Raw genomic sequence first — 23874 nt, 5'->3', positions numbered from 1 at the left:
GTTTGAAGCTAAACGAGTTTCTCGCAAAAAACTTCAAAATAAACGCTTGACAGGCTCTGAGGAAAGCGTAGAATGCGCGCCTCGGTTGAGACGAAAAGCTCTTAACCAAACGCTCTTTAACAAATCGAATCAAGCAATTCGTGTGGGTGCTTGTGAGTACGGACTGATAGTCAAAAAGATTATCAGCATCACAAGTGGCCATGCGAGAAATCACATAGTCATTTGAGATTGCTGAGCCAAGTTTAGGGTTTCTTAAAAACCCAAGCAGTATTGAACTGAAGAGTTTGATCATGGCTCAGATTGAACGCTGGCGGCAGGCCTAACACATGCAAGTCGAGCGGATGACGGGAGCTTGCTCCTTGATTCAGCGGCGGACGGGTGAGTAATGCCTAGGAATCTGCCTGGTAGTGGGGGACAACGTTTCGAAAGGAACGCTAATACCGCATACGTCCTACGGGAGAAAGCAGGGGACCTTCGGGCCTTGCGCTATCAGATGAGCCTAGGTCGGATTAGCTAGTTGGTGGGGTAATGGCTCACCAAGGCGACGATCCGTAACTGGTCTGAGAGGATGATCAGTCACACTGGAACTGAGACACGGTCCAGACTCCTACGGGAGGCAGCAGTGGGGAATATTGGACAATGGGCGAAAGCCTGATCCAGCCATGCCGCGTGTGTGAAGAAGGTCTTCGGATTGTAAAGCACTTTAAGTTGGGAGGAAGGGCAGTAAGCTAATACCTTGCTGTTTTGACGTTACCGACAGAATAAGCACCGGCTAACTCTGTGCCAGCAGCCGCGGTAATACAGAGGGTGCAAGCGTTAATCGGAATTACTGGGCGTAAAGCGCGCGTAGGTGGTTTGTTAAGTTGGATGTGAAAGCCCCGGGCTCAACCTGGGAACTGCATCCAAAACTGGCAAGCTAGAGTACAGTAGAGGGTGGTGGAATTTCCTGTGTAGCGGTGAAATGCGTAGATATAGGAAGGAACACCAGTGGCGAAGGCGACCACCTGGACTGATACTGACACTGAGGTGCGAAAGCGTGGGGAGCAAACAGGATTAGATACCCTGGTAGTCCACGCCGTAAACGATGTCAACTAGCCGTTGGAATCCTTGAGATTTTAGTGGCGCAGCTAACGCATTAAGTTGACCGCCTGGGGAGTACGGCCGCAAGGTTAAAACTCAAATGAATTGACGGGGGCCCGCACAAGCGGTGGAGCATGTGGTTTAATTCGAAGCAACGCGAAGAACCTTACCAGGCCTTGACATGCAGAGAACTTTCCAGAGATGGATTGGTGCCTTCGGGAACTCTGACACAGGTGCTGCATGGCTGTCGTCAGCTCGTGTCGTGAGATGTTGGGTTAAGTCCCGTAACGAGCGCAACCCTTGTCCTTAGTTACCAGCACGTTATGGTGGGCACTCTAAGGAGACTGCCGGTGACAAACCGGAGGAAGGTGGGGATGACGTCAAGTCATCATGGCCCTTACGGCCTGGGCTACACACGTGCTACAATGGTCGGTACAGAGGGTTGCCAAGCCGCGAGGTGGAGCTAATCTCACAAAACCGATCGTAGTCCGGATCGCAGTCTGCAACTCGACTGCGTGAAGTCGGAATCGCTAGTAATCGCGAATCAGAATGTCGCGGTGAATACGTTCCCGGGCCTTGTACACACCGCCCGTCACACCATGGGAGTGGGTTGCACCAGAAGTAGCTAGTCTAACCTTCGGGAGGACGGTTACCACGGTGTGATTCATGACTGGGGTGAAGTCGTAACAAGGTAGCCGTAGGGGAACCTGCGGCTGGATCACCTCCTTAATCGACGACATCAGCCTGCTGATGAGCTCCCACACGAATTGCTTGATTCATTGTAAAAGACGATGCTGTAACGCGACCCTGTTATAGGTCTGTAGCTCAGTTGGTTAGAGCGCACCCCTGATAAGGGTGAGGTCGGCAGTTCAAATCTGCCCAGACCTACCATTACATGGTTCAGCCGTAAAATACGGGGCCATAGCTCAGCTGGGAGAGCGCCTGCCTTGCACGCAGGAGGTCAGCGGTTCGATCCCGCTTGGCTCCACCACTTTCGCCGTACGCAGTCACTTGTCAGAACTTAGAAATGAACATTCAGCTCGAATGTTGATTTCTGACTTTTGTCAGATCGTTCTTTAAAAATTCGGATATGTGATAGATATAGACTGAACACCAGTTTCACTGCTGGTGGATCAGGCTAAGGTAAAATTTGTGAGTTCTGCTCGAAAGAGCAACGTACGAATTTTCGGCGAATGTCGTCTTCACAGTATAACCAGATTGCTTGGGGTTATATGGTCAAGTGAAGAAGCGCATACGGTGGATGCCTTGGCAGTCAGAGGCGATGAAAGACGTGGTAGCCTGCGATAAGCTTTGGGGAGTCGGCAAACAGACTGTGATCCAGAGATCTCTGAATGGGGGAACCCACTCAGCATAAGCTGAGTATCTTGTACTGAATACATAGGTGCAAGAGGCGAACCAGGGGAACTGAAACATCTAAGTACCCTGAGGAAAAGAAATCAACCGAGATTCCCTTAGTAGTGGCGAGCGAACGGGGACCAGCCCTTAAGTTGATTTGAGATTAGTGGAACGCTCTGGAAAGTGCGGCCATAGTGGGTGATAGCCCCGTACACGAAAATCTCTTATCAATGAAATCGAGTAGGACGGAGCACGAGAAACTTTGTCTGAATATGGGGGGACCATCCTCCAAGGCTAAATACTACTGACTGACCGATAGTGAACCAGTACCGTGAGGGAAAGGCGAAAAGAACCCCGGAGAGGGGAGTGAAATAGAACCTGAAACCGTATGCGTACAAGCAGTGGGAGCCTACTTTGTTAGGTGACTGCGTACCTTTTGTATAATGGGTCAGCGACTTATATTCAGTGGCGAGCTTAACCGAATAGGGGAGGCGTAGCGAAAGCGAGTCTTAATAGGGCGTTTAGTCGCTGGGTATAGACCCGAAACCGGGCGATCTATCCATGGGCAGGTTGAAGGTTAGGTAACACTGACTGGAGGACCGAACCGACTACCGTTGAAAAGTTAGCGGATGACCTGTGGATCGGAGTGAAAGGCTAATCAAGCTCGGAGATAGCTGGTTCTCCTCGAAAGCTATTTAGGTAGCGCCTCATGTATCACTGTAGGGGGTAGAGCACTGTTTCGGCTAGGGGGTCATCCCGACTTACCAAACCGATGCAAACTCCGAATACCTACAAGTGCCGAGCATGGGAGACACACGGCGGGTGCTAACGTCCGTCGTGAAAAGGGAAACAACCCAGACCGTCAGCTAAGGTCCCAAAGTCATGGTTAAGTGGGAAACGATGTGGGAAGGCTTAGACAGCTAGGAGGTTGGCTTAGAAGCAGCCACCCTTTAAAGAAAGCGTAATAGCTCACTAGTCGAGTCGGCCTGCGCGGAAGATGTAACGGGGCTCAAACCATGCACCGAAGCTACGGGTATCATCTTATGATGATGCGGTAGAGGAGCGTTCTGTAAGCCTGTGAAGGTGAGTTGAGAAGCTTGCTGGAGGTATCAGAAGTGCGAATGCTGACATGAGTAACGACAATGCGAGTGAAAAACTCGCACGCCGAAAGACCAAGGTTTCCTGCGCAACGTTAATCGACGCAGGGTTAGTCGGTCCCTAAGGCGAGGCTGAAAAGCGTAGTCGATGGAAAACAGGTTAATATTCCTGTACTTCCAGTTATTGCGATGGAGGGACGGAGAAGGTTAGGCCAGCCTGGCGTTGGTTGTCCAGGTTTAAGGTGGTAGGCTGAAATCTTAGGCAAATCCGGGATTTCAAGGCCGAGAGCTGATGACGAGTTGCCTTTAGGCGACGAAGTGGTTGATACCATGCTTCCAAGAAAAGCTCCTAAGCTTCAGATAACTGGGAACCGTACCCCAAACCGACACAGGTGGTTAGGTAGAGAATACCAAGGCGCTTGAGAGAACTCGGGTGAAGGAACTAGGCAAAATGGCACCGTAACTTCGGGAGAAGGTGCGCCGGCGAGGGTGAAGGACTTGCTCCGTAAGCTCATGCCGGTCGAAGATACCAGGCCGCTGCGACTGTTTATTAAAAACACAGCACTCTGCAAACACGAAAGTGGACGTATAGGGTGTGACGCCTGCCCGGTGCCGGAAGGTTAATTGATGGGGTTAGCGCAAGCGAAGCTCTTGATCGAAGCCCCGGTAAACGGCGGCCGTAACTATAACGGTCCTAAGGTAGCGAAATTCCTTGTCGGGTAAGTTCCGACCTGCACGAATGGCGTAACGATGGCGGCGCTGTCTCCACCCGAGACTCAGTGAAATTGAAATCGCTGTGAAGATGCAGTGTATCCGCGGCTAGACGGAAAGACCCCGTGAACCTTTACTATAGCTTTGCACTGGACTTTGAATTTGCTTGTGTAGGATAGGTGGGAGGCTTTGAAGTGGGGACGCCAGTTCTCATGGAGCCATCCTTGAAATACCACCCTGGCAACTTTGAGGTTCTAACTCAGGTCCGTTATCCGGATCGAGGACAGTGTATGGTGGGTAGTTTGACTGGGGCGGTCTCCTCCCAAAGAGTAACGGAGGAGTACGAAGGTGCGCTCAGACCGGTCGGAAATCGGTCGTAGAGTATAAAGGCAAAAGCGCGCTTGACTGCGAGACAAACACGTCGAGCAGGTACGAAAGTAGGTCTTAGTGATCCGGTGGTTCTGTATGGAAGGGCCATCGCTCAACGGATAAAAGGTACTCCGGGGATAACAGGCTGATACCGCCCAAGAGTTCATATCGACGGCGGTGTTTGGCACCTCGATGTCGGCTCATCACATCCTGGGGCTGAAGCCGGTCCCAAGGGTATGGCTGTTCGCCATTTAAAGTGGTACGCGAGCTGGGTTTAGAACGTCGTGAGACAGTTCGGTCCCTATCTGCCGTGGACGTTTGAGATTTGAGAGGGGCTGCTCCTAGTACGAGAGGACCGGAGTGGACGAACCTCTGGTGTTCCGGTTGTCACGCCAGTGGCATTGCCGGGTAGCTATGTTCGGAAGAGATAACCGCTGAAAGCATCTAAGCGGGAAACTTGCCTCAAGATGAGATCTCACTGGGATCTTGAATCCCCTAAAGGGCCGTCGAAGACTACGACGTTGATAGGTTGGGTGTGTAAGCGCTGTGAGGCGTTGAGCTAACCAATACTAATTGCCCGTGAGGCTTGACCATATAACACCCAAGCAATTTGCTGACGCAGGTTGCGGTGGTGAAGACGAAAGACCCGAAAATTCGTAAGACCACAAATATCGCATATCCGGATTCGCTGGGCTGTCCATCTGGACATTCTGGCTACAGAATTTCTTGACGACCATAGAGCATTGGAACCACCTGATCCCATCCCGAACTCAGCAGTGAAACGATGCATCGCCGATGGTAGTGTGGGGTTTCCCCATGTGAGAGTAGGTCATCGTCAAGATTCATTTCGCAAAACCCCTATCTGCGCATGCAGGTAGGGGTTTTGTCTTTGTGGGAAAAAAAGCCAGGGCTTGTTTGAATCACTGTGGGCATGCCGTGAAGCAGGCAACTCGGTGGAGGGCACCGGCTTCGCCGGTGTTCGCGGGTAAACCCGCTCCTACAGGGTTCGCGGGTAAACCCGTTCCTACAGGGAAGGGTGCAACGCCAGGCAGGGGCGCATACCCTCCAGGCCAACGTCGCCTCCCATAATTCGAGCCAGAACACTAGAATAGCCCTCACGCACCTATTCAGAAGCGCCCTATGTCCAATTCTGTCGAACCTGAAACCCTGGCCCAGCTGCCGTTGGACGAGCTTGTCGCCTGCCATGAATGCGACCTGCTGCTGCGCAAGCCAGTGCTGCAGCACGATGAGAAGGCCCAATGCCCGCGCTGCGGCTACGAGCTCTATGCCCACCGGCACAATGTGGTCAATCGCAGCCTGGCCCTGGTACTGGCAGCCCTTTTGCTGTTCGTGCCGGCCAATTTTCTGCCGATCATGCAGTTGCACCTGCTTGGTCAGACTTCGGACGATACCGTCTGGAGTGGCGTGCTCGGCTTGTACAACTCGGGAATGCGCGGTGTTGCCGTGGTGGTGTTGCTCTGCAGCATGGTCATTCCACTGGCGAAACTGCTCTGCCAACTGGCCGTCCTGTTGAGCATCCGCCTGAACTTCGGGCGTGACTACGGCCTGGTCTTCTACCGCATCTATCACCACCTGCGTGACTGGGGCATGCTCGAGGTCTATTTCATGGGGGTGCTGGTGGCCATCGTCAAACTGGTGGATCTGGCCGAACTCACCGTGGGCCTGGGGCTGTTCTGTTTCATCAGTCTGTTATTGATCCAGGTGTGGCTCGAGGTGGTGATGTCGCCCCACCAGATCTGGAGTGCGTTATCAGGGGAGGACCTGCATGCGGGCGATTGACGCAGGCATTCTTGTCTGCAATGAGTGTCACGAACTGAACAGGCGAGAGGACGGCAGTACTGCGCAAACCTGCACACGCTGCGGCGCTATTGTGCATGCACGCCGGCCGAACAGTATTGTGCGTACCTGGGCGTTGCTGATTGCGGCGTCGATCCTCTACATCCCGGCCAACATACTGCCGATCATGACCGTGAGCACCCTCGGTCAGGGCAGTCCGGACACCATCATGTCCGGTGTCATCACCCTGCTCAAGCACGGCATGGTGCCCATTGCGGCTGTGGTGTTCATTGCCAGTATCCTGGTCCCCACCTTCAAGCTGGTGGGCATCGGCCTGCTGTTGTACTCCGTTCAGCGGCGGCAACCGCTTTCAGCCCGACAGCGGATATTGATGTACCGCTTCATCGAATTCATTGGGCGCTGGTCCATGCTGGACATCTTCGTCATTGCCATCCTGGTGGCAGTGGTGAATTTTGGCCGAATAGCCAGTGTCGAAGCCAACCTGGGCGCTGTCGCCTTCGCAACTGTGGTGATCCTGACAATGCTTGCCGCTTTAACTTTCGATCCCCGACTGATTTGGGATAACACGGAGTCGGATGACGACCATGAGTGACCTGCCAACGGCTAAAACCCGCCCAGCCTCGAACTGGTCGGCCATCTGGATCCTGCCCTTGATTGCACTGATGATCGGTGGCTGGCTCGCGTGGCAGGCCTACCGCGACGCTGGCGTGGAAATTGAAGTCCGCTTCGAGTCGGGAGAGGGTATCGTCGCCAACAAGACCGAGGTCATCTACAAGGGTATGCCAGTTGGCAAGGTGAAAAGCCTGGTGCTCGACGCCAAGGGCGACACGCAGGGGGTGATCGCCACCATCGAGATGAACAAAGCCGCCGAGCCCCATCTGAACAAAGGCACGCGTTTCTGGCTGGTGAAGCCGAGTGTCAGTCTGGCCGGTATATCTGGCCTTGAAACACTGGTGTCGGGTAACTACATCGCCGTTAGTCCGGGGGAGGGGGAGCGTACCAAGCGCTTCATTGCATTGGAGGTGGCGCCACCGCTCTCGGACTCGGAACCAGGCCTGCACCTGACCCTCAAGGCCGACAGGCTGGGCTCGCTCAACCGGGACAGCCCGGTGTTCTACAAGCAGATTCAGGTTGGCCGGGTGAAAAGCTACCGCCTGTCCGAGGACCAGAGCACCGTAGAGGTGAAAGTCTTCATCGAGCCGGCCTACGCCAGCCTGGTGCGTAAGCACACGCGTTTCTGGAACGCCAGCGGTGTCAGCATCGATGCTTCACTTTCGGGTGTGAAGGTGCGCAGTGAGTCGTTGTCGAGCATTGTGGCGGGTGGTATCGCCTTCGCCACGCCGGAGTACCGCAAGGACAGCCCACCCACCGATCCGAGCCTGCCGTTCCGCCTGTACGAGGACTTCGATGCCGCCCAGGCGGGTATCCGGGTAAAAGTGAAGCTGAACGATTATGAGGGGCTGCAGGCGGGTCGCACGCCCGTCATGTACAAAGGCATCCAGGTGGGCTCGCTGAAAGCCCTGAAGATGGAAGACAACCTGGCCAGCGCTTCGGCTGAGCTGACACTCGACCCGCTGGCCGAGGACTACCTGGTAGAGGGGACGCAGTTCTGGGTGGTCAAGCCGTCGATTTCCCTGGCGGGAATCACTGGCCTGGAAGCGCTGGTCAAAGGTAACTACATCGCCATTCGTCCAGGTGAGAAGGGCGCACGGCCAGAGCGTGAGTTCGAGGCGCGTGCCAAGGCGCCGCCGCTCGACCTCAAGGCGCCGGGCCTGCACATGGTGTTGTTCGCCGACACCTTGGGTTCGCTGGAAATCGGCAGCCCGGTGATGTATCGCCAGGTGAAGGTGGGTAGCGTGCAGAGCTATCAGTTCGCCCGTAACAGCAACCGCATCTTGATCGGTGTGCATATCGAGAAGGAGTACGAGAAGCTGGTCAATGGTTCGTCGCGCTTCTGGAATGTCAGTGGGATCACCCTGACCGGCGGCCTGTCGGGCATCAAGATCAAGAGTGAGTCGCTGCAAACACTGATGGCCGGCGGTATTGCGTTCGATACGCCACGGCCCGATGTACCGCTGAAGCGACACATTCCACGCTTCCGCCTGCATGACAGTCAGGAGGCGGTAAACCGTGCGGGTACGTTGATCACCATCCGTGTAGAGCGTGCCGATGGCCTGAAGCCGGGCACGGCCATCCGCTTCCGCGGCCTGGATGTGGGCAGTATCGAGAGTGTCGACCTCACCGATGACCTGCAGGCGGTGCTGCTGCGGGCGCGGATTACCGAAGCGGCGGATCGTATTGCCCGTGCCGGGACGCAGTTCTGGGTGGTCAAGCCGGCCCTGGGCCTGGTGCGCACTGAAAACCTCGACACTCTGATTGGTGGGCAGTACCTGGAGGTGCAGCCAGCAGCCAAGGACCGTGGGCCACAGCGCGATTTCATCGCCTTGGCAGATGCCCCGCAGGTAGCAGGGCCAGAGGTCGGCCTGCCATTGACGCTCAGTGCGCCACGCCGCGGCTCGATCAAGCCGGGTGTGCCGGTTACTTATCGTGAGGTCAAGGTGGGCAAGGTGACAGGCTTCGAGCTGGGCCAGAGCGCTGACCGCGTGCTGATTCATATCCTCATCGAGCCGCGCTATGCCGCCTTGGTGCGCAGCGGTAGCCGCTTCTGGAACAGCAGTGGTTTCGGTTTCGACTGGGGGCTGTTCAAGGGGGCTACAGTGCATACCGAGTCGGTGGAAACCCTGATCGATGGCGGTATCGCCTTCGCAACGCCAGATGGCGAGCAGATGGGTAACCCGGCACGGCCGCGGCAGACCTTTGCCTTGTTCGACAAGGCCGAGGATGAATGGCTGCAGTGGGCACCGAAGATTCAGATCGCCAAGTGATGTAAAAGTAGGGCCGCCAAGCGCGGCCCCGCTTTTTTGTGGGAGCGGCCTTGCGTCGCGAAAGGGGCGCGTAGCGGCCCCTCGGTTTCAGCGCAGAAGCTGAGATTGCCGGGGCTGCTCCGCAGCCCTTTCGCGACACAAGGCCGCTCCCACAGAGATCGAGTCCCACATGGAGCTGTGCCTGCAAGCATAAATCGCAGGCAACAAAAAGCCGACCCTAGGGTCGGCTTTTCGACTTGCACGTCGCTTAGGCAGCTGCAGCTTCTTTCAGCGCCTTGATGTGGCCATTCAGACGGCCTTTGTGACGAGCAGCCTTGTTCTTGTGGATGATACCCTTGTCGGCCATACGGTCGATTACAGGTACAGCCAGAACGTAAGCGGCTTGCGCTTTTTCGGCGTCTTTTGCGTCGATGGCTTTGACTACATTCTTGATGTAGGTGCGAACCATGGAACGCAGGCTGGCGTTGTGGCTGCGACGCTTCTCAGCCTGTTTTGCACGTTTCTTGGCGGAAGGTGTGTTGGCCACCGTCGAGCTCCTCGAAAGACTTTAGGTAAATAGCAAACAAAATAGGCCGCGAATCATGCCGATCAGTCGAGCGGATGTCAAGGCCACCTGCAAGGTTCCGCCGAGCGGTGCGCCAACAGGTAGGAAAGATTCCTTTCTGCTGCGCGACCTGTACACTCGGGAATTTTTGGCTCCCCTGCGAAGGCGCGGGAGTATCGCACATTCGGACGCTGTCTGGCAGCGTCCTCTGTCATTGGCGTGAATCTTTTCGATGAACCTGCTCAAATCCCTGGCTGCAGTAAGCTCGATCACCATGATTTCGCGGGTGCTGGGCTTTGTTCGCGACACCATCCTGGCCCGTATCTTCGGTGCTGGTGTCGCTACCGACGCCTTCTTCATCGCGTTCAAACTGCCCAACCTGTTGCGGCGCATCTTCGCCGAAGGTGCATTCTCCCAGGCCTTCGTGCCGATTCTGGCCGAGTACAAGACCCAGCAGGGCGAGGAGGCGACGCGAACCTTCATTGCCTATGTCAGCGGCCTTCTGACCCTGGTGCTGGCCCTGGTGACCGCCATCGGCATCCTCGCTGCACCGTGGGTGGTGTGGGCGACTGCCCCGGGTTTTGTCGACAGCACCGAAAAATACGAGCTGACCACCGACCTGTTGCGGGTGACGTTTCCTTATATATTCCTGATCTCGCTGTCTTCCCTGGCCGGCGCGATCCTCAATACCTGGAACCGCTTTTCGGTGCCGGCCTTTACGCCCACCCTGCTGAACGTGGCGATGATCGCCTTCGCCGTGTTGCTGACGCCGTACTTCAACCCGCCAATCATGGCGTTGGCCTGGGGCGTGCTGGCGGGTGGCCTGGCGCAGTTGCTGTACCAGCTGCCAGCGCTGAAGAAGATCGGCATGCTCGTGCTGCCGCGTCTGAATCTCAAGGACGCGGGTGTGTGGCGGGTACTGAAGCAGATGCTGCCGGCGATCCTGGGGGTGTCGGTGAGCCAGATCTCGCTGATCATCAACACCATCTTTGCCTCCTTCCTGGTGGCCGGCTCGGTGTCGTGGATGTACTACGCCGACCGCCTCATGGAGCTGCCTTCGGGCGTGCTGGGCGTGGCCCTGGGCACCATCCTGCTGCCCACCCTGGCCAAGACCTACGCCAACAAGGATCGCGAGGAGTACTCGCGGATTCTCGACTGGGGCCTGCGCCTGTGCTTCTTGCTGGTGCTGCCCTGCACACTGGCTTTGGCCATTCTTGCCGAACCGCTGACCGTTGCTTTGTTTCAATATGGCAAGTTCAGCGCGTTTGATGCGGCAATGACCCAGCGAGCGCTGATCGCCTATTCCGTGGGCTTGCTGGCGATCATTCTGATCAAGGTACTGGCACCTGGCTTCTACGCGCAGCAGAATATCCGCACGCCGGTGAAGATCGCAGTCTTTACCCTGGTCTGCACCCAGCTGTTCAACCTTGCCCTGGTCGGCCCGCTTGCACATGCCGGCCTGGCATTGGCGATCAGCCTCGGTGCCTGCCTGAATGCCGGTTTGCTGTTCTGGAAGCTGCGCAGTCAGCAGCTGTTCGAGCCTCAGCCAGGCTGGGCAGTGTTCCTGCTCAAGCTTGTGTTGGCGGTGGCACTGATGTCGGCAGTACTGCTGGCGGGCATGCATTATATGCCGGCCTGGGAGCAGGGCATCATGCTTGAGCGCTTCCTGCGGCTTGGGGCGCTGATCCTGGCGGGTGTCGTGACGTATTTTGGCTGCCTGTACCTGTGCGGCTTCCGGCCCCGGCATTTCGCTCGCAAGGCCTTGCACTGAGGCTTTGGGCGGGTCAGGCGTCGGTTTTTCGCATTCCACGCCGCCCTTGGGCGCTGCTGCCTGTCACCAGCGCCCGGGTGTGGTTATAATCGGCCACTTTATGAGCAAGAAGCGCGTTATGCAGCTGGTTCGAGGTCTTCACAACCTGCGCCCCGAGCACCGGGGCTGTGTCGCCACCATTGGCAACTTCGACGGGGTTCACCGCGGCCACCAGGCAATCCTGGCGCGCCTGCGCGAGCGCGGTCAGGCCTTGGGCCTGCCGACCTGCGTGGTGATCTTCGAACCGCAACCACGCGAGTACTTCGCACCCGATACCGCGCCGGCACGCCTGGCTCGGCTGCGCGACAAGATCGAGCTGCTGGCGACCGAAGGCATCGACCGGGTGCTGTGCCTGGCGTTCAACCAGCGTCTGAGCAAGCTCAGCGCCGATGCCTTCGTCAAGGCCATTCTGGTCGACGGTCTGGGCGTGCGTCATCTCGAAGTGGGCGATGACTTCCGCTTCGGCTGCGATCGCGCTGGCGACTTCGCTTTCCTGGTCGAGGCCGGCAACGCGTACGGCTTTACCGTCGAGGCCGCCAACACGGTCATCCAGGATGGCCTGCGGGTCAGCAGCACCGAAGTGCGCAAGGCCTTGTCCGAGGGCGACTTCGAGCTGGCCGAACACCTGCTGGGCCGCCCGTACCGCATTACAGGCCGCGTGCTGCACGGCCAGAAGCTGGCCCGCCAGCTCGGCACACCAACCGCCAACATCCAGCTCAAGCGCCGCCGCGTGCCGCTGTCCGGGGTATACCTGGCCAGCATCGTGATCGACGGCAAAGCTTGGCCGGGTGTCGGCAATATCGGCGTGCGCCCCACCGTTGCCGGTGATGGGCGCCCGCACCTGGAGATTCATCTTCTGGACTTTGCCGGCGATCTTTACGGCCGGCGCCTGACGGTGGAGTTCCACCACAAGCTGCGTGAAGAGCAGCGATTCGCCTCCCTGGAGGCGCTGAAGTCGGCGATCGATGCGGATATCGCCGCCGCACGTGCACATTGGCACGCTCAACCGCTAACGAAGAGCCTGAAATGACCGACTACAAAGCCACGCTTAACCTTCCGGACACCGCCTTCCCCATGAAGGCCGGCCTGCCTCAGCGCGAACCGCAGATCCTGCAGCGCTGGGACAGCATTGGCCTGTACCAGAAGCTGCGCGAAATTGGCAAGGATCGTCCCAAGTTCGTCCTGCACGACGGCCCGCCCTATGCCAACGGCAAGATTCATATCGGTCATGCGTTGAACAAGATCCTCAAGGACATGATCGTCCGTTCCAAGACCCTGGCCGGCTTCGATGCGCCGTACGTGCCAGGCTGGGACTGCCACGGCCTGCCGATCGAGCACAAGGTCGAGGTTACCCACGGCAAGCACCTTTCCGCTGATCGTACCCGCGAGCTGTGCCGCGAGTACGCTGCCGACCAGATCGAAGGGCAGAAGACCGAGTTCATCCGCCTGGGCGTACTGGGTGACTGGGACAACCCATACAAGACCATGAACTTCGCCAACGAGGCCGGTGAAATCCGTGCCTTGGCCGAAATGGTCAAGCAAGGCTTCGTGTTCAAGGGCCTGAAGCCGGTGAACTGGTGCTTTGACTGCGGTTCGGCGCTGGCTGAAGCGGAAGTCGAGTACGCCGACAAGAAGTCGCAGACCATCGACGTGGCCTTCCCGGTTGCCGATGACGCCAAGCTCGCCGCCGCCTTCGGCCTGGCCTCGCTGGCCAAGCCGGCCGCCATCGTGATCTGGACCACCACCCCGTGGACCATCCCGGCCAACCAGGCCCTGAATATCCACCCGGAGTTCACGTACGCCCTGGTCGACACCGGCGAGCGCCTGCTGGTGCTGGCTGAAGAGCTGGTCGAGTCGTGCCTGAAACGCTACAACCTGGAAGGCTCGGTCCTGGCCACCGCCCAAGGTTCGGCGCTGGAACTGATCAACTTCCGCCATCCGTTCTACGATCGCCTGTCGCCAATCTACCTGGCCGACTACGTCGAGCTGGGCGCCGGTACCGGCGTGGTGCATTCCTCGCCAGCCTACGGTGAAGACGACTTCGTCACCTGCAAGCGCTACGGCATGGTCAATGACGACATCCTCACCCCGGTGCAGAGCAACGGCGTGTATGTCGATTCGCTGCCCTACTTCGGCGGCCAGTTCATCTGGAAGGCCAACCCGGCCATCGTCGAGAAGCTGAGCGAAGTCGGTGCGCTGATGCACACCGAAACCATCAGCCACAGCTACATGCACTGCTGGCGCCACAAGACCCCGCTGATCTACCGCGCCACCGCGCAGTGGTTCGTGGGCATGGACAAGCAGCCGACCACCGGCGAGCCGCTGCGTGAGCGTGCGCTTAAAGCCATCGAAGACACCAAGTTCGTTCCGGCCTGGGGCCAGGCGCGCCTGCACGCGATGATCGCCAACCGCCCGGACTGGTGCATCTCGCGTCAGCGCAACTGGGGTGTGCCGATCCCGTTCTTCCTGCACAAGCAGACCGGCGAGCTGCATCCACGCACTGTCGAGCTGATGGAGGAAGTGGCCAAGCGTGTCGAGCAGCAAGGCATCGAGGCCTGGTTCAAGCTGGACGCCGCTGAACTGCTGGGTGCTGAAGCCGACCAGTACGACAAGATCGCCGACACCCTCGACGTGTGGTTCGACTCGGGCACCACCCACTGGCATGTGCTGCGTGGCTCGCACGACATTGGCCACACTACCGGCCCGCGCGCCGACCTGTACCTGGAAGGTTCGGACCAGCACCGCGGCTGGTTCCACTCTTCCTTGCTGACCGGTTGTGCCATCGATAACCATGCGCCATATCGCGAGCTGCTGACCCACGGTTTCACCGTGGACGAAAACGGCCGCAAGATGTCCAAGTCGCTGGGCAACACCATCGAACCGGAGAAGGTCAACAACACCCTGGGTGCCGATATCCTGCGCCTGTGGGTTTCGGCCACCGACTATTCCGGTGAAATGGCCGTTTCCGAGCAGATCCTGCAGCGCAGTGCCGACGCCTACCGGCGTATCCGCAATACCGCACGCTTCCTGCTGTCCAACCTGTCCGGCTTCGACCCGGCCCGCGACCTGCTGGCCCCGGAAGACATGCTGGCGCTGGACCGCTGGGCCGTGGACCGTACCCTGCTGCTGCAACGCGAGCTGGAAGAGCACTACAGTGAGTACCGTTTCTGGAACGTCTACTCCAAAGTGCACAACTTCTGCGTACAGGAGCTGGGCGGCTTCTACCTCGACATCATCAAGGACCGCCAGTACACCACCGGCGCCAACAGTGTCGCCCGCCGTTCCTGCCAGACTGCGCTGTACCACATCAGCGAAGCGCTGGTGCGCTGGATCGCGCCGATCCTGGCATTCACCGCCGACGAAATCTGGCAGTACCTGCCGGGCGAGCGCAACGAGTCGGTGATGCTCAACGGCTGGTACGAAGGCCTGAGCGAGCTGCCGGAAGGCACCGAGCTGGGCCGCGCTTACTGGGACCGCGTGATGGCGGTGAAGGCATCGGTGAACAAAGAGCTGGAAAACCAGCGTACCGCCAAGGTCATTGGTGGCAACCTGCAGGCTGAAGTTACCCTGTACGCCGACGAAGGCCTGAGTGCCGACCTGGGCAAGCTCGGCGACGAGCTGCGCTTCGTGCTGATCACCTCGGCCGCCAGCGTGGTGCCATTCGCACAGGCGCCGGCCGAAGCCGTAGCCACTGAGGTCGAAGGCCTCAAGCTGAAAGTGGTCAAGTCCGGCCACACCAAGTGCGGCCGTTGCTGGCACTTCCGCGCCGATGTTGGCAGCCATCCGGAACACCCGGAAATCTGCGGCCGTTGCGTCGACAACCTGACCGGCTCGGGTGAGGTACGCCACTATGCCTAACCCTGCAGCGGGGCGCTTCGGGCGCCTTGCATGGCTGTGGCTGAGCTTGCTGGTCCTGGTCGTCGACCAGGCCACCAAGCTGTACTTCAACAACACCCTGACCATGTACCAGCAGATCGTGGTCATTCCTGACTACTTCAGCTGGACCCTGGCCTACAACACCGGTGCTGCGTTCAGCTTCCTGGCTGACGGTGCGGGTTGGCAGCGCTGGTTGTTCGCCCTGATCGCCGTGGTGGTCAGCGCGGTGCTGGTGGTGTGGCTCAAGCGCCTGGGGCGCAACGAGACCTGGCTGGCCGTGGCGCTGGCGCTGGTGCTGGGTGGGGCGATTGGCAACCTGTACGACCGCATCGTGCTGGGCCATGTGGTCGACTTCATCCTGGTGCACTGGCAGAACCGCCATTACTTCCCGGCCTTCAACGTGGCCGACAGCGCCATCACCGTTGGTGCGGTGATGCTGGCGCTGGATATGTTCAAGAGCAAGAAGTCTGAGGATCCGGTCCATGACTGACACCCGTATCGGCCAGAACACCGAAGTCACCCTGCACTTCGCGCTGCACCTGGAAAATGGCGATACCGTCGACAGCACGTTCGATAAAGCCCCGGCCACCTTCAAAGTGGGTGATGGCAACCTGCTGCCGGGCTTTGAAAACGCCCTGTTCGGCTTCAAGGCTGGTGACAAGCGCACCGTGGCAGTGGCCCCGGAGAACGCCTTCGGCCAGCCTAACCCGCAGAACGTGCAGGTCATGCCGAGGTCCAACTTCGAAGGCATGGAGTTGTCCGAAGGGCTGCTGATCATCTTCAACGACGCCGCCAACACCGAGCTGCCGGGTGTGGTCAAAGCGTTCGATGACGACCAGGTCACCATCGACTTCAATCACCCACTGGCTGGCAAGACCCTGACCTTCGAGGTGGAGATCCTCGAGGTGAAGGCCCTGTAAGCCTGGAGCCGAGCATGCAAATCAAACTCGCCAACCCTCGCGGCTTCTGCGCCGGGGTCGACCGGGCGATCGAGATCGTCAACCGCGCGCTGGAAGTCTTCGGCCCGCCGATCTATGTGCGTCACGAAGTGGTGCACAACAAGTTCGTGGTGGAAGACTTGCGTAACCGCGGCGCCATCTTTGTCGAAGAATTGGACCAGGTGCCGGACGATGTCATCGTCATCTTCAGTGCCCACGGTGTTTCCCAGGCTGTGCGCCAGGAAGCTGCTGGCCGTGGCTTGAAAGTGTTCGATGCCACCTGCCCGCTGGTGACCAAGGTTCACATCGAAGTGGCCAAGTACAGCCGCGATGGCCGTGAGTGCATTCTCATCGGCCACGAAGGGCACCCGGAAGTCGAAGGCACCATGGGCCAGTACGATGCCAGCAACGGCGGCGCCATCTACCTTGTCGAAGACGAGGAAGATGTGGCCAACCTGCAGGTGCGCGACCCGGACCACCTGGCTTTCGTCACCCAGACAACACTGTCGATGGACGACACCAGCCGCGTCATTGATGCTCTGCGTGCGCGTTTCCCGAACATCGGTGGCCCGCGCAAGGACGACATCTGCTACGCCACCCAGAACCGCCAGGATGCCGTCAAGCAACTGGCCGGCGAGAGCGACGTGGTGCTGGTGGTGGGCAGCCCGAACAGTTCCAACTCCAACCGTTTGCGCGAGCTGGCTGAGCGCATGGGCACCCCGGCCTACCTGATCGACGGTGCCGAGGACATGCAACGCGGCTGGTTTGACCAGACCGCGCGGATCGGCATCACCGCCGGTGCTTCTGCGCCCGAAGTGCTGGTGCGTGGCGTGATCGAACAGCTCAAGGCCTGGGGCGCCACTGGCGCTGAAGAGCTGGACGGGCGCGAAGAGAACATCACCTTTTCAATGCCCAAAGAGCTGCGGGTTCGCTCGCTGATCTGACGGGCAGCACCGCCGCCAATGCAGGGGCTGCTTTGCAGCCCTTGCGCGACACAAGACCGCTCCTGCAATGACCGCGCTAGCAGCGGTCATTGCTCTGGTCCTCCGTAAGCAACCTGACTCTGCCGCTTGATGCCAGCGCCACCTGATATCGGCTGCGAGCAGCGGAGCGTTCGCACATTTCCAGTGTTGCGCCCAACCAGCCGTTGCTCGACGTCATTGGCACGCCCAGCGCACTGAATTTGAACTGCTCACCGCGATTGCTGGTTATTTTCAGCGGCTTTGCAAGGCGCTGTTCGCGTAGCACCTGCCGGTTATGCTCCAGCACCACCCGCCAACCATTCCCCCAATTACCGTCCAGCGCTAGCACCAGCACCGGCTGGCCCTGCAACAGCGCATGGCTGCGTGCACTACGCAACGCTTGGGCCAGATCACGCGCTGCTGCTGCCCTGTGAAGGTCATCGCTCATTCTGGCGTAGGCCGGTATGCCGAACTGCGTCAGCAACACCGCCACGGCCAAGGCCGACAACATTTGTATCAGTGTTACGCCGCGTTGCTTCACCGTGCATTCCTCCCTGGACGTGCTTGGCTATAGCTTCCTGGCGGTTGGACAAGAGGTCCAGTCGCCCAAGTTGAAAGCAATGACGGGAAAAGTCGCAGGAGGTGCAGGGATGCACGCAAGGCAAGGGGGCATGACGCTTCTGGAAGTGCTGTTGGCGGTTGTGGTCGTGGCCGTGGGTATGTTCGCCGCAGCGGGGCTGCAACTGCAGGCCTTGCAGGCTGTGGACAGTGCGCGTCGCAATGGGCAGGCGGCAATGGCGGCGCACAGCGAGCATGAACGGGGGCGTCGATGAGGCGCGGCCAACGTGGTTTTGGTTTGGTTGAGCTTATGTTGGCGCTGACTATCGGGTTGATGCTGTTGGCGGCCGCCAGTCAGCTCTTTGCATCGGCTCACCAGGCCTGGCGCCTGCAAAGTACTGCGCTGCGCATGCAGGATGAGGCGCGGCAGGCGTTGTTGCGCATGGCCCAGGATATTCGCATGGCCGGCATGTTTGGCTGTTTGCGCCTGAAACCTTCCGATTTCGATGACCCGGCATTACAGCAGGTCTTCGCTCGCCCCTTGGTGATCGAAGCGTCCACCCTCAGCCTGATCGTGGCGGAGTTGCCTGGGCAAGCTGGCCGACCTGACTGGTTTCTGCACACCGATTGCCTGACCAAAGCGTCTGTCGATGCAGCGCGCAAGGCTGGGGACCCACTGGTGTACCCGGTCAGCAGGTATGTCTACCAGTTCCAGGGCGATAAGCTGAGGTTCAAACGCGGAAACAGCAAATTTCAACCGTTGGTTGATAATGTGCAGGCGATGCGTGTAGAGCGTGTGCAGATGGTGGGGGGGGAACGGGTGGATATCAGCCTGACGCTTTACGAACCCACGCTCAAGGTTCAGCAGCGCCATGAGTTGAGCGTCGCAATCCGCAACCCGGTCCCCGCTTCATGACTCACCAGCGTGGCGTGGTTCTTCTACTGGCCTTGGTCCTGAGCGTCCTGCTGGGCCTGCTTGCCACATCTGCCCTGCGCGACGCGCTGGTGGAAACGCGGATGACCGGCTACCTGAGCGATGGCCTGATGGCGCTGGAAGAGGCTGAGGCCACTTTGCTGGCTGGGGTACGCGAACTTGAACGGGCGCCCCCTGACGTTTGTATCGCGTGCCTGCCACCGCCCAGGCCGCACGATCTGGTTGGGCAGTGGCAAGGTACCCAGACCGGCTTTTTCCAGCTGCAGAACCTGGGTGTCAGCACACGTGCCGCGCACATGCCCGAAGGGCAGCCGGTTAGCCTGTTCCGGATTACCGCCGTCAGCAAGCAAAGCCGCTCACGGCATGTGCTGGAAGCGGTCTACGCCGTGGCCGGCAATCAAACCCAACGCATCACCTGGCGGCAAAGATTGCGAGGAGACTGACATGCAGCAAGGCTTGAGCCTGATCGAGTTGTTGATTGTGCTGGCCGTGACCGGCATTCTGGCAGCCATTGCCTACCCCAGTTACAGCGACCAGCTTCGGCGAGCCGCGCGCAGCGAAGTGGTTGGCCTGCTGCATGATGCCGCCCTGCGCCTTGAGCGCCACCGCGTGCGCACTGGCCAATACGCCGAGGGCGACCTGGTCTTGCCCGAAGGTACCCGCTACTACAGCCTGCAGGCCCAGCGCGACAGTGACACCTTCACGCTGCGCGCCCGGCGGCTACCGCATGGGCTGATGGCGCAGGATGGCTGTGGCGATTTCCAGCTCGACCAGGCTGGCGTGCAGCACAATCCGGGCGCCGTTGAGCACGGCCCGCACTGTTGGGGAAGTTGAAGGTTCAATGATGCCCGGTGCATCGCGGTTTTACTTCAGGTGTTGGATCGACAGATGAGCAAGCAAGTAGTGGTGGTTGGTGGCGGGGTGATCGGCCTGCTGACGGCATTCAACCTGGCAGCCAAGGTCGGCCAGGTGGTGGTGTGCGATCAGGGCGAGGTTGGCCGAGAGTCGTCCTGGGCTGGCGGAGGCATTGTCTCGCCGTTGTACCCGTGGCGTTACAGCCCCGCCGTGACCGCTCTGGCGCACTGGTCGCAGGACTTTTATCCACAGCTGGGCGAGCGTCTGTTCGCCAGCACCGGGGTCGACCCCGAAGTTCACACCACCGGGCTGTACTGGCTCGACCTGGACGACGAGGCCGAAGCATTGGCCTGGGCCGCGCGCGAGCAGCGGCCGCTGAGTGCCGTGGATATTTCCGCGGCCTACGATGCGGTGCCGGTGCTGGGCCCGGGCTTCAAGCACGCCATCTACATGGCTGGCGTGGCCAATGTGCGCAACCCGCGCTTGGTCAAGTCGCTGAAGGCGGCGTTGCTGGCGCTGCCGAACGTGAGCTTGCGCGAACACTGCCAGATCACCGGCTTCGTGCAGGAAAAGGGGCGCGTGGCTGGTGTACAGACGGCTGATGGCGTACTGGCGGCGGATGAGGTTGTGCTCAGCGCAGGCGCCTGGAGTGGCGACCTGTTGCGTACCCTTGGCCTTGAACTGCCGGTGGAGCCCGTGAAGGGCCAGATGATCCTGTTCAAGTGCGCAGAAGACTTCTTGCCGAGCATGGTGCTGGCCAAGGGGCGCTATGCAATCCCGCGACGTGACGGGCACATTCTGGTGGGGAGCACGCTGGAGCATGCCGGGTATGACAAGACCCCGACCGGGGATGCTCTGGAAAGCCTGAAGGCATCGGCAGTGGAGTTGTTGCCTGAGCTTGAAGGCGCCACAGTGGTGGCGCACTGGGCGGGACTGCGGCCGGGGTCGCCAGAAGGCATCCCTTACATTGGGCCTGTGCCGGGGCATGAAGGCTTGTGGCTCAACTGCGGGCATTATCGCAACGGGCTGGTGCTGGCACCGGCGTCGTGCCAACTGTTTACCGATTTGCTGACAGGGGCCGAGCCGATTATCGACCCGGCGCCGTATGCGCCAGAAGGGCGTTTGGGCTGAGGACCTCTTCGCGGGTAAACCCGCTCCTACACGAGCGGGTTCACCCGCGAAAGGGCCGCAGAAGCCAATACAGATTTCAGCCAGTAATCGGTGCGTGTAGGAGCGGGTTCACCCGCGAAAGGGCCGCAGAAGCCAACACAGATTTCAGCCAGTAATCGGTGCTTGCAGGTGCCGGCTCGGATAATGCTGCTCATACACCTTGCACACCCGCAGCACTTGCTCATCGGCAAAGCGCCCGGCCACCACCTGCAGACCCACCGGCAACCCCTCGCGGGTGAACCCGCAGGGCACCGAGGCCGCCGGCTGTTGGGTCAGGTTGAAGGGGTAACTGAACGGCGTCCACTCCATCCATTGCGCCATCCCCGACCCAGGCGGCACGTTGTGTCCGGCTTCGAACGCCACCAACGGCAGCATCGGCGATACCAGCACGTCATATCGCTGATGAAAGGCATTCATCTTCGCTATCAATTCTGCCCGTGCCTCAAGCGCCTGGGTGTATTCGCCAAGGCTGATCTGTGCGCCTTGTTCGGCAATCCAGCGCAGCCCCGGGTCAAGCAACGCTTTCTGCTCATCGCTCAAGGCACTGGCCAACCGCGCCGCACCGGCAAACCACAGGGTATTGAAGGTTTCTAGCGGGTCGCTGAAGCCCGGGTCCACTTCCTCTACCTGCGCACCCAGCCGCGCCAGGCGCTGCACCGCTTGCGCCACCAGTGCCTGGATCTGTGGGTCGACCTGCACGTAACCGAAATTGGCACTGTAGGCGATGCGTAGGCCGCTCAGATCTTGCTGCTGGCTGAGCCACGGCGCCTGCCGGGGTGCGCCGGCCAAACCGTCGCGGGCATCGGGGCGCGCTACGCAGTCGAGCATCAGCACCGAGTCGTCCACGGTACGCGTCATCGGCCCCAGGTGCGACAGCACGGTCATGGCGCTGGCCGGCCATTGCGGCACATAGCCGAAGGTCGGTTTGATGCCGAAGGTGCCGGTAAATGCGCAGGGGATGCGAATCGAACCACCGGCATCGCTGCCCTGATGCAGCACCCCCAGATTTAGCGCGGCTGCTGCTGCTGCACCGCCAGACGACCCCCCAGCAGTCAGCCTGGTATCCCACGGGTTGCGGGTAATGCCGTACAGCGGGTTGTCGGTCACGCCTTTCCAGCCGAACTCTGGCGTGGTGGTCTTGCCCACCAGCACTGCACCGGCTTCACGCATGAACGCAGAGACGGGCGCATCGACCTCCCATGGCCCGGTACCCGAGGTCGTACGCGAGCCCTTGCGGGTAGGCATGCCGCGGGTCAGGGTCAGGTCCTTGATCGAGGCGGGTACGCCATCCAGTCGGCCACAGGGCTGGCCGCGCTGCCAGCGTTGTTCGCTGGCGCGGGCGGCGGCGCGGGCACCCTCGTCATCCACATGGCAGTAGGCGTTGACCGCCGGGTTATACAGGTCGATGCGCGCCAGCACATCGTCGACCACCTCGACGGGTGACAGCTGGCGGCGCTGGTACAGTTCAAGCAGTTCGGCGGCGGTGAGTTCGCCAATCGCGGTTTTCTGGGTCATCTTAACGGGCTCCCGGGTTGGCGGCCTGGAACATGGCGCGCAACAGGACGTCGCAGCCATCGGCCAGGTCCTGGGGCGCGGCATTTTCGATTTCGTTGTGGCTGATGCCACCTTCGCATGGCACGAAGATCATCCCGGCCGGGCCCAGTTCAGCGAGGAAGATCGCATCGTGACCGGCGCCGCTGACGATATCCATGTGGCTCAGGCCCAGCGCGCGCGCCCCCTGGCGCACGGCATCCACGCACTGCTCGGCGAAGTACAGCGGCGGGAAGTCGGCTGTCGGGGTCAGCTGATAGCTCAGGCCATGTTTCACCGTGCTGGTTTCGATGGCTGCGCGCACTTCGCTGACCATGGCGTCGAGGTGCCCAGGGTCGAGGTGGCGCAGGTCGATGGTCATGTGCACCTGGCCGGGGATAACGTTGCGAGAGCCTGGGTGCAAGGTCAGGCAGCCGACCGTGCCACAGGCATGTGGCTGGTGCGCGTGAGCGACGCGGTTGACCGCAGCCACCACCTCGGCAGCGCCGACCAATGCGTCCTTGCGCAGGTGCATGGGCGTGGGGCCAGCATGCGCCTCGACACCGGTCAGTACCAGGTCGAACCATTTCTGCCCCAGGCAGCCTTGGACCACGCCGATGGTGGTGCGTTGGTCTTCCAGCACCGGGCCTTGTTCGATATGGGCTTCGAAGTAGGCGCCCACGGCATGCCCGGTAGGCAGGCGCGCGCCGGCGTAACCGATGCGCTGTAGTTCCGCGCCAACCGACAGGCCTTGGTCGTCTGCCTTGTCCAGGGTTTCCTGCAGGCCGAACTTACCGGCAAACACGCCCGAGCCCATCATGCAGGGCGGGAAGCGCGAACCTTCTTCGTTGGTCCATACCACCACTTCCAGCGAGGCCTCGGTGGTCAGGTGCAGGTCGTTGAGCGTACGCATCACTTCGAGGCCGGCCATGACGCCGTAGCAGCCATCGAACTTGCCGCCGGTGGGTTGGGTGTCGATGTGGCTGCCGGTCATGATCGGCGGCAGGGCAGGGTTGCGCCCGGGGCGGCGTGCGAAGATGTTGCCGATGGCGTCGACGCTGACCGTGCAGCCGGCCTCTTCGCACCAGTGGACGAACAGGTCGCGAGCCTGGCGGTCGAGGTCTGTCAGGGCCAGGCGGCATACGCCGCCCTTGGCAGTGGCGCCGAGTTGGGCCAGGTCCATCAATGATTGCCAAAGGCGTTCGCGGTTGACCAGCGGGCCTTGGCCGAGCAGGTGCTGCGAGGGATCGATGCGGGTGTTCATGGTTCATCTCTCCTGAAATTACTGGGTTGCTTGTACTGGCCTATTCGCGGGTGAACCCGCTCCTACAAAGGCCTCGCAGGGCTGAGGGTGGTGACACCCTTGTAGGAGCGGGTTCAC

At 59.9% G+C, this 23874-nt stretch carries 18 protein-coding genes, 2 tRNA genes and 3 rRNA genes; 19 read left to right on the top strand and 4 right to left on the bottom strand.

Going from position 1 to position 23874, the window contains the following annotated elements:
- The first annotated feature begins 272 nt into the window (after nt 1-272).
- The 8 genes from J3A98_RS21110 (at nt 273) to J3A98_RS21075 (ending at nt 9316) form a co-directional block, all read left to right on the top strand.
- Nucleotides 273-1809, top strand: a 16S ribosomal RNA gene (locus tag J3A98_RS21110).
- 85 nt (nt 1810-1894) lie between these two features.
- Nucleotides 1895-1971: transfer RNA gene (locus J3A98_RS21105), tRNA-Ile, on the top strand.
- Nucleotides 1972-1995: 24 nt separating this feature from the next.
- A tRNA-Ala gene (locus J3A98_RS21100) sits at nt 1996-2071 on the top strand.
- Nucleotides 2072-2314: 243 nt separating this feature from the next.
- Nucleotides 2315-5207, top strand: a 23S ribosomal RNA gene (locus J3A98_RS21095).
- Nucleotides 5208-5338: 131 nt separating this feature from the next.
- Nucleotides 5339-5454 (top strand): 5S ribosomal RNA (rrf, locus tag J3A98_RS21090).
- The 16S, 23S and 5S rRNA genes sit together here with 2 tRNA genes alongside, the layout of an rRNA operon.
- 299 nt (nt 5455-5753) lie before the next feature.
- Nucleotides 5754-6413: a paraquat-inducible protein A gene (locus tag J3A98_RS21085; RefSeq protein WP_209968147.1), complete on the top strand. Its 660-nt coding sequence runs from the start codon at nt 5754-5756 to the stop codon at nt 6411-6413.
- A complete protein-coding gene (locus J3A98_RS21080; RefSeq protein WP_209968145.1) occupies nt 6400-7023 on the top strand; it encodes a paraquat-inducible protein A in 624 nt (207 codons plus the stop codon). Before J3A98_RS21085 ends, J3A98_RS21080 begins: the two co-directional genes overlap by 14 nt.
- Nucleotides 7016-9316 (top strand): MlaD family protein, encoded by a 2301-nt coding sequence (locus J3A98_RS21075; RefSeq protein WP_209968143.1) that lies wholly within the window; start codon nt 7016-7018, stop codon nt 9314-9316. Before J3A98_RS21080 ends, J3A98_RS21075 begins: the two co-directional genes overlap by 8 nt.
- 247 nt (nt 9317-9563) lie before the next feature.
- Here the strand turns inward: J3A98_RS21075 and rpsT are convergent, their stop codons facing one another.
- On the bottom strand, nt 9564-9842 hold the full coding sequence (rpsT, locus tag J3A98_RS21070) for a 30S ribosomal protein S20 (RefSeq protein WP_003247625.1): 279 nt from the start codon (nt 9840-9842) through the stop codon (nt 9564-9566).
- Between the two features lie 250 nt (nt 9843-10092).
- Here rpsT and murJ point away from each other — a divergent pair, with 250 nt between their 5' ends.
- The 6 genes from murJ (at nt 10093) to ispH (ending at nt 17428) form a co-directional block, all read left to right on the top strand.
- Nucleotides 10093-11631: a murein biosynthesis integral membrane protein MurJ gene (gene murJ, locus J3A98_RS21065; protein WP_129933645.1), complete on the top strand. Its 1539-nt coding sequence runs from the start codon at nt 10093-10095 to the stop codon at nt 11629-11631.
- 118 nt (nt 11632-11749) lie between these two features.
- Entirely contained in the window at nt 11750-12700 is a 951-nt protein-coding gene (gene ribF / locus J3A98_RS21060) for a bifunctional riboflavin kinase/FAD synthetase (protein WP_010951868.1), read from the top strand.
- The gene (gene ileS / locus J3A98_RS21055) at nt 12697-15528 is read left to right on the top strand and encodes an isoleucine--tRNA ligase (protein WP_209968141.1); all 2832 of its coding nucleotides are present in this window, start codon (nt 12697-12699) and stop codon (nt 15526-15528) included. Before ribF ends, ileS begins: the two co-directional genes overlap by 4 nt.
- Nucleotides 15521-16036 (top strand): signal peptidase II, encoded by a 516-nt coding sequence (gene lspA / locus J3A98_RS21050; RefSeq protein WP_176685739.1) that lies wholly within the window; start codon nt 15521-15523, stop codon nt 16034-16036. Before ileS ends, lspA begins: the two co-directional genes overlap by 8 nt.
- A complete protein-coding gene (gene fkpB, locus J3A98_RS21045; protein WP_010951871.1) occupies nt 16029-16466 on the top strand; it encodes an FKBP-type peptidyl-prolyl cis-trans isomerase in 438 nt (145 codons plus the stop codon). Before lspA ends, fkpB begins: the two co-directional genes overlap by 8 nt.
- A 14-nt stretch (nt 16467-16480) precedes the next feature.
- Complete coding sequence (ispH, locus tag J3A98_RS21040; protein ID WP_209968139.1) at nt 16481-17428, top strand: 4-hydroxy-3-methylbut-2-enyl diphosphate reductase; 948 nt, start codon at nt 16481-16483, stop codon at nt 17426-17428.
- 76 nt (nt 17429-17504) lie between these two features.
- On the opposite strand, the gene J3A98_RS21035 is transcribed toward ispH, so the two are convergent.
- Nucleotides 17505-17987: a GspH/FimT family pseudopilin gene (locus tag J3A98_RS21035; RefSeq protein ID WP_209968137.1), complete on the bottom strand. Its 483-nt coding sequence runs from the start codon at nt 17985-17987 to the stop codon at nt 17505-17507.
- A gap of 109 nt (nt 17988-18096) precedes the next feature.
- On the opposite strand from J3A98_RS21035, the gene J3A98_RS21030 reads away from it, so the two are divergent.
- The 5 genes from J3A98_RS21030 to thiO are packed head-to-tail and all read left to right on the top strand — an operon-like array spanning nt 18097 to nt 20924.
- The gene (locus tag J3A98_RS21030) at nt 18097-18279 is read left to right on the top strand and encodes a prepilin-type N-terminal cleavage/methylation domain-containing protein (RefSeq protein ID WP_049588116.1); all 183 of its coding nucleotides are present in this window, start codon (nt 18097-18099) and stop codon (nt 18277-18279) included.
- Complete coding sequence (locus tag J3A98_RS21025) at nt 18276-18920, top strand: prepilin-type N-terminal cleavage/methylation domain-containing protein (protein ID WP_209968134.1); 645 nt, start codon at nt 18276-18278, stop codon at nt 18918-18920. The genes J3A98_RS21030 and J3A98_RS21025 overlap by 4 nt, the downstream gene beginning before the upstream one ends.
- A complete protein-coding gene (locus tag J3A98_RS21020) occupies nt 18917-19381 on the top strand; it encodes a hypothetical protein (RefSeq protein ID WP_176685742.1) in 465 nt (154 codons plus the stop codon). Before J3A98_RS21025 ends, J3A98_RS21020 begins: the two co-directional genes overlap by 4 nt.
- A gap of 1 nt (nt 19382) precedes the next feature.
- Entirely contained in the window at nt 19383-19772 is a 390-nt protein-coding gene (locus tag J3A98_RS21015) for a type IV pilin protein (protein WP_176685743.1), read from the top strand.
- A gap of 54 nt (nt 19773-19826) precedes the next feature.
- Nucleotides 19827-20924, top strand: coding sequence for a glycine oxidase ThiO (gene thiO / locus J3A98_RS21010; RefSeq protein WP_176685744.1), 1098 nt, complete (start codon nt 19827-19829; stop codon nt 20922-20924).
- A gap of 144 nt (nt 20925-21068) precedes the next feature.
- Here the strand turns inward: thiO and J3A98_RS21005 are convergent, their stop codons facing one another.
- Together J3A98_RS21005 and J3A98_RS21000 are read right to left on the bottom strand one after the other, a co-directional pair.
- A complete protein-coding gene (locus tag J3A98_RS21005) occupies nt 21069-22478 on the bottom strand; it encodes an amidase (RefSeq protein WP_209968132.1) in 1410 nt (469 codons plus the stop codon).
- Nucleotide 22479: 1 nt separating this feature from the next.
- Nucleotides 22480-23757: a Zn-dependent hydrolase gene (locus tag J3A98_RS21000; RefSeq protein WP_245354979.1), complete on the bottom strand. Its 1278-nt coding sequence runs from the start codon at nt 23755-23757 to the stop codon at nt 22480-22482.
- Between the last annotated feature and the right edge of the window lie 117 nt (nt 23758-23874).

The sequence above is a fragment of the Pseudomonas sp. BP6 genome, assembly GCF_017875935.1.
In the GTDB taxonomy this organism is placed as follows: domain Bacteria; phylum Pseudomonadota; class Gammaproteobacteria; order Pseudomonadales; family Pseudomonadaceae; genus Aquipseudomonas; species Aquipseudomonas putida_Y.
Note: the sequence above shows the minus strand (reverse complement) of the source record. Positions and strands in the feature narration are given on the sequence as shown.

Coding starts and splice junctions, on each gene's coding strand:
- J3A98_RS21085 (WP_209968147.1), top strand. CDS start 5,754: ATGTCCAATTCTGTCGAACCTGAAACCCTGGCCCAGCTGCCGTTGGAC.
- J3A98_RS21080 (WP_209968145.1), top strand. CDS start 6,400: ATGCGGGCGATTGACGCAGGCATTCTTGTCTGCAATGAGTGTCACGAA.
- J3A98_RS21075 (WP_209968143.1), top strand. CDS start 7,016: ATGAGTGACCTGCCAACGGCTAAAACCCGCCCAGCCTCGAACTGGTCG.
- murJ (WP_129933645.1), top strand. CDS start 10,093: ATGAACCTGCTCAAATCCCTGGCTGCAGTAAGCTCGATCACCATGATT.
- ribF (WP_010951868.1), top strand. CDS start 11,750: ATGCAGCTGGTTCGAGGTCTTCACAACCTGCGCCCCGAGCACCGGGGC.
- ileS (WP_209968141.1), top strand. CDS start 12,697: ATGACCGACTACAAAGCCACGCTTAACCTTCCGGACACCGCCTTCCCC.
- lspA (WP_176685739.1), top strand. CDS start 15,521: ATGCCTAACCCTGCAGCGGGGCGCTTCGGGCGCCTTGCATGGCTGTGG.
- fkpB (WP_010951871.1), top strand. CDS start 16,029: ATGACTGACACCCGTATCGGCCAGAACACCGAAGTCACCCTGCACTTC.
- ispH (WP_209968139.1), top strand. CDS start 16,481: ATGCAAATCAAACTCGCCAACCCTCGCGGCTTCTGCGCCGGGGTCGAC.
- J3A98_RS21030 (WP_049588116.1), top strand. CDS start 18,097: ATGCACGCAAGGCAAGGGGGCATGACGCTTCTGGAAGTGCTGTTGGCG.
- J3A98_RS21025 (WP_209968134.1), top strand. CDS start 18,276: ATGAGGCGCGGCCAACGTGGTTTTGGTTTGGTTGAGCTTATGTTGGCG.
- J3A98_RS21020 (WP_176685742.1), top strand. CDS start 18,917: ATGACTCACCAGCGTGGCGTGGTTCTTCTACTGGCCTTGGTCCTGAGC.
- J3A98_RS21015 (WP_176685743.1), top strand. CDS start 19,383: ATGCAGCAAGGCTTGAGCCTGATCGAGTTGTTGATTGTGCTGGCCGTG.
- thiO (WP_176685744.1), top strand. CDS start 19,827: ATGAGCAAGCAAGTAGTGGTGGTTGGTGGCGGGGTGATCGGCCTGCTG.
- J3A98_RS21005 (WP_209968132.1), bottom strand. CDS start 22,478: ATGACCCAGAAAACCGCGATTGGCGAACTCACCGCCGCCGAACTGCTT.
- J3A98_RS21000 (WP_245354979.1), bottom strand. CDS start 23,757: ATGAACACCCGCATCGATCCCTCGCAGCACCTGCTCGGCCAAGGCCCG.